At 57.8% G+C, this 9806-nt stretch carries 8 protein-coding genes; 5 read left to right on the top strand and 3 right to left on the bottom strand.

The window, feature by feature from the left end; genetic code table 11:
• Positions 1-124 precede the first annotated feature (124 nt).
• From HYZ49_11140 to HYZ49_11125, 4 genes are all read left to right on the top strand, one after another.
• Positions 125-985 carry a hypothetical protein gene (locus HYZ49_11140; GenBank protein MBI3242837.1) on the top strand — a complete coding sequence of 287 codons (861 nt, stop codon included), beginning with the start codon at positions 125-127 and terminating at the stop codon, positions 983-985.
• Positions 986-1082: 97 nt separating this feature from the next.
• Complete coding sequence (locus HYZ49_11135; GenBank protein ID MBI3242836.1) at positions 1083-2723, top strand: hypothetical protein; 1641 nt, start codon at positions 1083-1085, stop codon at positions 2721-2723.
• A complete protein-coding gene (locus HYZ49_11130) occupies positions 2713-3153 on the top strand; it encodes a zinc ribbon domain-containing protein (GenBank protein MBI3242835.1) in 441 nt (146 codons plus the stop codon). The genes HYZ49_11135 and HYZ49_11130 overlap by 11 nt, the downstream gene beginning before the upstream one ends.
• Positions 3150-3986 carry a segregation/condensation protein A gene (locus HYZ49_11125; protein MBI3242834.1) on the top strand — a complete coding sequence of 279 codons (837 nt, stop codon included), beginning with the start codon at positions 3150-3152 and terminating at the stop codon, positions 3984-3986. The genes HYZ49_11130 and HYZ49_11125 overlap by 4 nt, the downstream gene beginning before the upstream one ends.
• On the opposite strand, the gene HYZ49_11120 is transcribed toward HYZ49_11125, so the two are convergent.
• From HYZ49_11120 to HYZ49_11110, 3 genes are all read right to left on the bottom strand, one after another.
• The gene (locus tag HYZ49_11120; GenBank protein MBI3242833.1) at positions 3892-4314 is read right to left on the bottom strand and encodes a VanZ family protein; all 423 of its coding nucleotides are present in this window, start codon (positions 4312-4314) and stop codon (positions 3892-3894) included. The two genes, HYZ49_11125 and HYZ49_11120, sit on opposite strands and share 95 nt — an antisense overlap.
• A 67-nt stretch (positions 4315-4381) precedes the next feature.
• A complete protein-coding gene (locus HYZ49_11115; GenBank protein ID MBI3242832.1) occupies positions 4382-6688 on the bottom strand; it encodes a glycosyltransferase family 39 protein in 2307 nt (768 codons plus the stop codon).
• 81 nt (positions 6689-6769) lie between these two features.
• Entirely contained in the window at positions 6770-7561 is a 792-nt protein-coding gene (locus HYZ49_11110; GenBank protein ID MBI3242831.1) for a BtpA/SgcQ family protein, read from the bottom strand.
• Between the two features lie 104 nt (positions 7562-7665).
• Between HYZ49_11110 and HYZ49_11105 the strand changes: the two genes are divergently transcribed.
• Positions 7666-9567 carry a glycosyltransferase family 39 protein gene (locus HYZ49_11105; GenBank protein MBI3242830.1) on the top strand — a complete coding sequence of 634 codons (1902 nt, stop codon included), beginning with the start codon at positions 7666-7668 and terminating at the stop codon, positions 9565-9567.
• Positions 9568-9806 lie beyond the last annotated feature (239 nt).

The raw sequence follows: 9806 nt of genomic DNA, 5'->3' as shown, positions 1-9806 counted from the left end.
CTCGTCCGTCGCCACCTGTGGACCTCCGTGAAATTCGTGAACTCACCCGTGCAAACGCCATCTCTCGTAATTCCCAGCACCCTCTTCAATGGGCTACTCGATACTGTCTGCTATGCACGTTGAAATGGATAAAGTCCAGTTTGATGAAACAATGGCCGTCTTTGAAAGTTTGCCTGAGGGGCAACGCAGTCCTTACATCATAGAAAGCTCCCTGAGCAATATGCGCCCGGACAGGCTCAAGCGCCTTCGCGACACCAACTGTTTCGCCGTCGCTCCGGGCGTTGAGTCCTGGACTCACTATTCAAACAAGGCCGGAGTGGGCAAAGCGACGGGGCCTGAAAAGCTGAGGCAGGTTGTGGAGCAGTTTCACACTCTTCACGAATATGTTCCTTACCTGCAAGCCAACTTCATCTTTGGTCTTGATACGGATACCGGCGATGAGCCTTTTGAATTGACCAAAGAGTTTGTTCGTCGAACGCCTTTCGTCTGGACGTACATGAACATTCCGTTTGCCTTCGGCGGCACGCCTCTTTACAACGACTTTCTGCGAGAGGGCCGCATTCTGAAGCAAATGCCGTTTACCTTCTACATACTTCCCTATCTGACGCTGATTCTGAAAAGCTACGACCCCATCACTTATTTTCAGAAGATGATCGATCTGTACTCGCTTGTTACTTCGGGCGAGTTGTTGCAGACGCGATTCGCCAACAGCGAGCACCCGTTCGCCAAATACACGCACTACATGCGCACCGCCTTCACCAGACCGATCCTCAGAGGTCTTCAAATTATCCTGAAGCACTTGCAGACCGACAAACAATTTCTTGCTTTTCATACCGGGGAGTCACACGCCCTGCCCGGCTTCTACGTCCGCGAGTACAAGCGACAGCTAGGGAGGTACGCCGAGTTGATGCCAATTGAAGAGAGCGAGCCGGTGCTCAACGAAGCGATTTCGGCGCCTCTTCTCACTATCCCGGTAGCGGCTTAACGTCAACGGGCAGAGTTGAAAATTGCGTCTCTACAATCCAAACCGCCGCCAGGTATGTGCAGGATACTTGGCGGCTTTTACGTTATAATCCCGCGCCGTGAGTCAGCGATCTCTTCGTCTGGTTGGCGCTTTTCTGCTTGGTCTGGCGATTCTCCTCTTCTTCGGCTACTTCCTCATCTATCTACGCTACACCGCCGCTCTGCTCCAGTTCCCGTTCGACTACGATCAGGGTGAGGGCTTCGAACTGAACGACTCGGTGTTGATGGCGGGCGGCGAGTGGCCCTACAGGAGCAACGAAGTCTTCCCGTTCTACGCTTCCAATTATCCGCCGCTCTATCATATTATCCTCGTGCCGTTTGTGTGGGCCTTTGGCCCGGCTTACTGGTACGGGCGGTTGGTGGCGTTCCTGAGCACCCTCGTCACGGCCTTAGCCATTGGCTACGCCGTTCATCGCGCCAGCCGCGACAAACCCATCAGCCTGCTCGCCGGCTTGGCCTTCCTGGCCTCCAACTACGTTTATCACATCGGCCCGCTCTTCCGCCAGCATATTGTGATGGTGATGTTCGAGACGCTGGCGATTGTGATTCTTGCGCCACTAAGTCGCCAGACTTCGGAAGTCTCGCCGGTGTTTGGCGCTTCCGAAGTCTGGCGAGTGTTCTGGGGCTTGCTTTGCCTACTGGCCGCCGGGTACACAAAACAGTTGGCTTATGCCACAGTGGCGGTTGCCCTTTTGTTTATCATCACTCGCGGAGTCAAACGGGGACTCGTTGCCTCGGCGGCCTTCACGGCAGTGGCGGCCATTCTCTTCGGCCTGATCAACCTCGCCACCGGCGGCCAGTGGTGGGTCAACATCATCCTGGCCAACATCAACGAATTTATCCCCGGTCAGGCCGAGGGCCTCTATCGTCAGTGGCATGACTTGCATTTGATTTTGATCTGGCTTGCAGTAATCTGGGTTGTGCTCGAACTGGCGCGGCGGCGCGTGCCGCTTTATGCGTTGTGGTTCGCGGGGGCGGTTGCCAACGGGGCGCTGGCCGGCAAGTGGGGCGCGGGCGAGTCTTATTTCACCACTTCGATTGCGGCGATGTGTATTTGCGCCGGGTTGTTGATGGCCGAATGGAGAGGAAGGAGCAAGGCCTGGCCGACGGTTGCCCAGTGGGCAACCGCCATTGCCGTTCCGGCTTTGTTCATCGCTCAAGCCGGTCGGCTCATCCACATGCCGACTCAAGGGCGATTGTTCGAGCCAATTGCCCGCGCCCTCGGCCTGCCGGTTGATCAGCAATTCGAAGCGCGCGGTTTCGTTGACGTTGGCGGCGTGGGCATGTTTGTGGACAGCGAGGGGCGGATGCAGTATTACGACTCGCAAGGCTACACTCAGCTTGGCCGCCCGCCGAATCGAATTGATAGCGAGCAAGGCTACAAAATTTTGGCCTACACTAGACCTGTTGACGGGCCGGTGCTGACGGAAGAAGCCGCCTTCTCGTTGTTGGCCGGCAAGGAGCAGGCGGGGAATCCGACGCAACTGCTCAACCTGGCCAAAAATTCCATGCTAGACTCCAGCGCGATGGTGAATATGATTAACGCTCAGAGTTTCGACGTCATTGTGCTCAAAGCTGAGTTCTACCCGCGCTCGGTGCTGATCGCCATCGGCCAGAACTACGAGCCGGTCGAAACCATCATCATGAATGGATTCAACTACCGCATTTTGAAACCGAAAGGCGGGAACAATGTCCCCTGATCAAGTGACGTGCGCTGTTTGCCAAACCGCCAATGACGCCGACGCCGAGTTCTGCAAGAAGTGCGGCGACCCCTTGAAGTATGCCTGCCCTAACTGTGGCGCTAAGAACTGGACAGGGGCCGAAGACTGCGCCTCGTGCGGCCACGATCTGGACCCGATCTCGTTTATGAACGAGCGGCGAGTCAGAGGGTTCAAGTCCACACTGGAAGAGCAACGCAAAATGGCCGGATCGTTGAAAGCTGAAGAAGAAGAGTCCAGCCGTAAACGATTGGGCGAAATGTGGGAAACCGAGAAGCGACGGCAGGAGTTTCTGGCCCGGCAGAAAGCCCGGCAAGACCGCGAGCAAACCATTTTGTTCATCGGGCTGATCGCCATCGTCGTGATTGTCATCGTTGTCGTCGGCGTCTTCTTTCTGTTTTTTGCCAAATGACCCAGCCTCAACCGCCTCTCAAACCCGCCCCGTTTCCTGTTGACCTGCCTGTGTATCAAGGGCCGCTCGACCTGCTCCTGCAACTCATCGAGCGTGAGGAACTCGACATCACCAAAGTGGCCCTGGCCCAGGTGACCGATCAATACCTGGCCCACGTGCGCGCCCTTGAACAGCAAAGTCTGGAAGGCATCGCCGACTTTCTTGTCATTGCCGCCCGGCTCGTCCTCATCAAATCCGAGGCCATCCTGCCGCGCCCGCCGGAGCGCGCGCCAGGCGAAGAAGACCCTGGCGACGAACTGGCCCGCCAGCTCATGGCCTACAAAAAGTACAAAGAGATCGCCAGCGCCCTGCACCAGCGCGAAGTGGACGGTCTGCGAACCTATCTGCGGCTGGCCGCCCCGCCCAAAGTTGAAGGCAAGCTCGATCTTTCAAACGTTTCCGTAGACGATTTGTGGAAGGCCGTCGCCCGCGCCCTGGCGCTGATGCCCGACGCCCCGCCCGTCTCGTCGGTCGTCGTCCCGCCCCGCATCACTATTCGCGACAAAATACGCCGGGTGCAGTTGGCCTTGCGCGCCGGGGGTAACGCTCGCTTCTTCGATCTGTTGGCCGAGGCTAAATCGCGAGTGGAAGTGATGGTGACGTTTTTGGCGATCCTGGAGTTGGTAAAACAGCGGCGGGTGACGGCCCTTCAAGAGAAACTGTTTGGCGACATCGTGGTGGAGCCGGTGGGCGACTGGATCAACGACGATGCGATTGAGATTTACTCGGAGATGGATCCTTCGGCGGAAGACGAAACCCCTGCCGCCAGCCCTGAAGAATCAGGCCTGTCATAGCCCCCAACCCGTCCACAACCACGTCCGGCCAGTGGCCCTCGCGACCCGGCACAAAGGTTTGATGATACTCGTCGGTCGCCGCGTACAATACCGTGAGTGCAAAAGCCCAGATCAAATGTGAAAGCCGCAACGGCGCAGACCCGCGCGCGCCGCGCAACATGAAGACGGCCAGGAACGCGTACTCGATGAAGTGCGCGCTCTTCTTGGTCACAAAATCCCACACGCCCAGATCAGGCACTAATAAAGTCCCTTTGGGTTGCGACGAGAAGGTGAAGATGATGAGCATCCAGAGGAGCGCAAGGCCCCAGCGTGTCAGAAAAGATTTCATCAATCGGAATCTGTGAAGTCAAACGACAAACGTCAAACGACATATCTAACGTTTGTCGTTTGTTGTTTTACGGAGCGACTCTAATCTTAGCCAATTCAATATGATCCCCAACTTCGTGCCCATCGTCGGCCAGCACCGAGAGTCGATCCTGGCCGGGGTTGAGAATCTTCGTCAGTCCAAATTCAATCGTGTACTGACCGGGCGGCGTGTCCGACGCCAGAACGATCTGCCGCGTCTCGGAACGCACTTCGCCGAGCGGCCAGCCGGTGATCGGCGGCACAATGATCGAGTCGGCGATGGCCCAGATTCGGCCATCCGCGCCGACGATGTGGGCGTAAGCCCAGTAGTCGGCTTCGGGCGCGACAGGTTGCCAGTAAGTAGTGAGAAGAATTGTGTTTCCCGGTTTTAGTATGCGTGCATCGAGTTCGTAACCCCTTAGTGCCATCTTGTTGGCAAAGTTGATGGAAGTTGGGTTGGGTACAGTGCCTACACGACTCTGCAAAGCGAGCGCGCCAACTTCAAGTGTGTCGCTGTCGTTTGCGATCAGTGGCCGGTTCTCGTCAGGATTCCACAAGCCGACTCGCACGGTGAGCGTTTCGGGCGCGTAAGCGGTGTCGGGAATGAAGACGCGGTAAGTGTCGGCCAAGATTTGGCCGACGCGCCAGGTGGTAGTGATCGCTTTGCCCAAACCCGGATACGTGTCGCGTTGGGCGACGATGATGCCTTCGCTATTTACAAGGTGAACAAAAACTTGAAGCGGCGCGGTGGTCTGTGAGAGAGGTCGCCAGTAAACAGTCACGCCCACGCCGTCACCCGGCTGAACCTTATCCGCCGAAACTCGGTAGCCAACAATCTCCGCCGCGCCTTCAAAGTTGGCTGAGGCCAGAGTCGTATCTTTAGGTAATGAAGCGGCAACGCGAGGGTAGGCGAAGGCGGGAGCGAGGTAGCCAAACAGGGCAACGAGGGCAAATAAAAACACAAAGGCGCTAAGACTCAAAGATACAAAGATTCTTCGGCTCTCCCGGCTTGGGCAGGAAAGATTCAACGCAAAGGCGCAAAGCCGCCAAGGCATAAGCCGGTTTTCTTTGCGTCCTTGTGACTTTGCGTTAAACCCGGTAGAACTGATTTTTCTTGGTGGCCTAGTGTCTTCGTGTCTTGGTGTCAGCAACTCCTGCCATCCCAACACAAACAACAATCCTAGTGCCGGGAAGATTTGGAAGACGAGGCGGGCATTGGCCGTGGCGGGGATGGTGATCATCAGCACCCCCCACCCAGCCAGCGAGACGAGGACGGCGAGGGCCACGATGAGCAAGCCCGGCGAGCGGAACTCGCGCCGCGCCCGAGTGAGGCCGATGACGGCCAACATGCACAAGGCGGCTAAACCTTGATAGGCCCAATCCGGCAAAACGATCTGCCCGTAATCGAACCGCGCCCAGAACGTCGTCCAGGCATAAGGCAAGCCGGAGAGGGCTTCGCGAATGAGGCGGGCGCGATCAGCATCGCCGGCCCAGGCTGATTGATAATCGCGCAAACCCATAATGTCGCCAGTTTGCAGGTAGTTGCGGGCAAACCACCAACCGGTCAGAGCAGTGAACAGTGAAACAGTGAGCAGTGAATACTTGAAGCAGTGGCGCTCGTGTCGAAGGCTAGCGGCCACAAACGCGGCGGCGGCCGCTAGGATCAAAGGCAGGGCCGAGGCTTTCGACAGGATGCCGAGTCCCAGGGCGATCCCCAAAGCAAGGCCGCGCCGGTTCGTCGGGCCAAACTGAGCAATGGCCGCCGACTCGACAATTGCCCATGAGCCGAAGAAGGCAACAGCAGTGTCGTTGTTGAGCGAGGCCGAGCCGTGCAGGAACATGGGGTTGAAGGCGACGAAGGCCATCGCGCCGAGGGCGAGTGCCGGTCGATCTGGAAACACTGTGCGACTCAAACGATAAGCCATAAGCACCGCGCCGAGGCCGAAGAGCATGGAGAGCCAGCGGCCAAGATAGACGATAAGAGTTGCGCCGCTGAATTGCCAGCGTTCATCAGGCGAATGCAAATATTGATTCTTGTTGTCGGTGGATGGCTCGAAGTAGCGAAAGCCCCAGAAAGGGTTGACGGGCGGCGTGTAGTCGGGGCCAGCGTCGGATTGAATGGGCGAAGTGATCAGCGCGGCCAGAATGTAATAAAGCGGCGGATGGTGCGCTTGCAGTTCGCGGGACGATTCAGCTGAGACGGGCGGCAGGGCGTGGTTGAGAGTCAGATAGCGAACGTAGCGAAAGTGCCGGATTTCGTCTACGGCTTCAAACGGCGGGTTGGCAAAGTTGTAGGCCAGAGCCAGTATCACGAAGGCGGCGCTGATCAGAATAGCCCAGCGTTGTTGTTGACCCATGTATCAGGGTCAACGGATTGAACGAATTCAACGGATATATTTATAAAAAATCCGTTCAATCCGTTTCATCCGTTGACCCTTTTACCCGCCCAACCTGGCGTGCGCGGCCATGAAGCGCTCGACGCGTTTGGGATCAACCTGGTTAGCCCAGTAGCCGTCTACCTTGAAGTGGGAGCCGACGATGAAGCCGTCGGCGGCGGGGTAGTAGCCGCCCAAATTGTCGGCGGTGACACCGGAGCCAAGATAGACCGGCAGGCGGCAATGTCGCTTCACTTCGGCGATGTCGCCGGCTTGCGGCGGGTCGCCCGTCACCGAGCCGGTGACGATGACTGCGTCGCCGCGCATGAACTCCACCGTCTCCGCCGTCGCCCCGATGCCGATGTCGGCGGTGATGGCATGTGAGCTGTGCTTCTTCTTCACGTCGGCCCAGACTTGCACGCGCTCGGCGCCGATCTGTTTGCGGTAGCGCAACAACTTTGCCGCCGATGATTGAATGAGGCCCTCGTCGGCAACGTGGGCAAACACAAACCCCTCAGCCCGAATGAAATCCAGCCCGGCGGCGTGAGCAACGGCCATTGCCTCAAGGTTGGCCCCGGCCAGAATTTGAATGCCGCACGGCAGGCCGCTGGCCTCTTTGACGGCGTGGGAGACGATCGTCATTGCGGCTACGATCTCCGGCCCCACGCCGCCGCGCAAGTAAGGCAGGTCGTGCATGTTCTCAAGGCCAATCGCCTGAACGCCGGCCTCCCGGTAAATTTTAGCTTCGGCCAGCGCTTTGGCTTCAATCTCGCGCACGCTCAACCGGCTGGCAGGCGTGCCCGGCAGGGCTTCGACGTGAATCATGGCGATGACGGGTTTTTGGGACGTGAACATTAAACTCCTTTGAAGAAACGACAAACGTCAAGGCATGTATGTCGTTTGACGTTTGTCGTTTACTCCAGCGATTATACCTGATAGCCTCTGTTATACTTCCGCCCGTGCGCCGCCTCTTTACCCTCATCCTGATTCTGTTCATTGCCTTCACTCTGCGTGTTCACCTGCTTGGCAATCAAGAGTTGCGCGGGGACGAAGGCTTTAGCTGGAATTACATTCAGGACTCGCCGGGCGAGATTCTGGCCCGCATCATTCGCGAAGGCGATCCTCAGCCGCCGATTCATTATTGGCTGTTGTGGGGCTGGGCCAAGATGACGGGCGAGACCGAGTTTGCCATGCGGGCCTGGTCGGCCCTGCTCAGTTTGATGCTGGTTCCATTGATGTATCAAGTGGGGCGCAGGTTGTGGCGGGAGGAGGTTGGCTTGCTGGCGGCAAGTCTCACGGCCATTCACCCTCAACAAATCTGGCTGGCGCAGGATGTGCGCAACATGTATCAACTGGCGCTTATTGCTTTGCTGGTCGCCACGTTGTTATTGCCAAAGCTGATTCACCACGAAGACACTAAGACACGAAGGCACACGAAGAAAATCTTCTATTGGCTTGGCTATGTGGCTTGCGGAACGTTTGCGATGTATAGCCATTATTATGCGCTGTTTCCGTTGATGGCGCATGGGGCTTATGTGCTCGCTTCGTCTTTACCCGGCGACTGGAAGTCGCGGCCACAAAATTCACAAAGCCCGCCTGCGCGGGCTAGCGCCGAGTCGGCGAAGGCCGACTTCGCGCCTCGGGTAGCGGTTGCTGCGGTGCCAACCGCCGATGCGTGGTCATGGCTCACCGCCGGTCTCGCCATCGCCGCCCTCGTCGCCCCCTGGGCCATCACTATTCTGCCTGTTTACTCACGCGGCCAACTAGCCGATCCCGGCTCACTGCCCTTCACCCAATACGCCACCGCCGTCCTCGGCGACCTCACCGCCGGCCCCGCCTTCCCCGAACAAATCAAACTCATCATCGCCGCCGCCTTCTTCCTTATTTCCTTCTTTTCCATTTTCGCTTTGTCTCCCCGTCTCCTTGTCTACCTTCTCTCCTCTCTCCTCATCCCCTTCCTCGGCACCTACGCCATCGTCGCCGTGCGCGCCACCTTCAACACGTTCTATCTCGTCTTCGCTTTCCCCGCCGCTTACCTGCTGGCCGCTGGCGGCCTGCATGCGCTCCACAAAAAATTCCCGCCGCTCGGCGCGGCCATCATCGTCATTAGTATCGCCGCGTTTGTCGTCGGCCTCAATAACCAATACACTAATCCCCAATACAGTAAAACGCGCGGCCTGAGAGAAGTGGCCGCTCATCTCGCAGAGTCGGATCAACCGGGCGACATCTACCTGGCAAACTTTCCCGATCCGGTTCAGGTCTATTACACCCACAACCTCGGCGTGTCGTATCACATGCTCCCCGGCAAAGCCAACGATCACTCTGACGCCGAACTGAGCCAACTCATCGCGGGCCGCATCTGGTTCGTGCCCGTCAACGCGCCAAACTGGGACGCCGACGCTTATGTGCAAAACCGCTTGCTCAACACGGCCATCCTGAGTGAAGACCAACACTTCAACAAGATGCGGCTGATGCTGTTCATTCCGCCGACAGAGGCCGAGCCGCTCACGACAAAATTCGCCGACGGCATCCGGCTCGTGGGCTACCATCTTGCGCCAGGCCGCCTCACCCTGGTTTGGGTTGCCGACTCGGCCCCCACTGCCGACTACACCATCTTCGTCCACGCTTTGGCCGGCGACGGCTACAACGTCGTCGGCCACGACGCGCCACCCAAAGTTTCCACTTCACAGTGGCGGCCCGACCGGTTGATCGTGGACGTTCACGAGTTCGACATCCCAACTGATCAGCCAATCAGCCTGGTCGTTGGAATGTACCTGCCTTCGACGGGCGAGCGCCTCAGATTGGAGACGGCCGGTTTCGGGGAACCGGACGCGGCGCTGGTTGCGAGTCTTGAGCCTTAGCCACGCCTACTTTCGCCAACCAATTCTTCTCAATCCTATCCGCCAAATTGAAGAACCTGGCGCATAATGATGCTCGGTAGTGGATCGAACGTCGCCTCCCCCTCCGACGTTTCTAAATCTGCTTTCTCCTCCTCACCCCCCGAAGTCCTCCCCTGTGTGCTTCCCCCGGCCACAGGGGAGGCGTAATTTAACGGCCCGTTGTCCGTAATTTGAGCGTGGTTGATTTTTGTCTGATTCAG

Source organism: Chloroflexota bacterium, assembly GCA_016197225.1.
Taxonomy (GTDB): domain Bacteria; phylum Chloroflexota; class Anaerolineae; order Anaerolineales; family VGOW01; genus VGOW01.
This window is presented reverse-complemented; position numbering and strand designations above follow the sequence as displayed.

Excerpts from the sequence above, each read along its gene's own strand:
- HYZ49_11140 (MBI3242837.1), top strand. The coding sequence starts at position 125 with ATGGATAAAGTCCAGTTTGATGAAACAATGGCCGTCTTTGAAAGTTTG.
- HYZ49_11130 (MBI3242835.1), top strand. The coding sequence starts at position 2,713 with ATGTCCCCTGATCAAGTGACGTGCGCTGTTTGCCAAACCGCCAATGAC.
- HYZ49_11125 (MBI3242834.1), top strand. The coding sequence starts at position 3,150 with ATGACCCAGCCTCAACCGCCTCTCAAACCCGCCCCGTTTCCTGTTGAC.
- HYZ49_11120 (MBI3242833.1), bottom strand. The coding sequence starts at position 4,314 with ATGAAATCTTTTCTGACACGCTGGGGCCTTGCGCTCCTCTGGATGCTC.
- HYZ49_11115 (MBI3242832.1), bottom strand. The coding sequence starts at position 6,688 with ATGGGTCAACAACAACGCTGGGCTATTCTGATCAGCGCCGCCTTCGTG.
- HYZ49_11110 (MBI3242831.1), bottom strand. The coding sequence starts at position 7,561 with ATGTTCACGTCCCAAAAACCCGTCATCGCCATGATTCACGTCGAAGCC.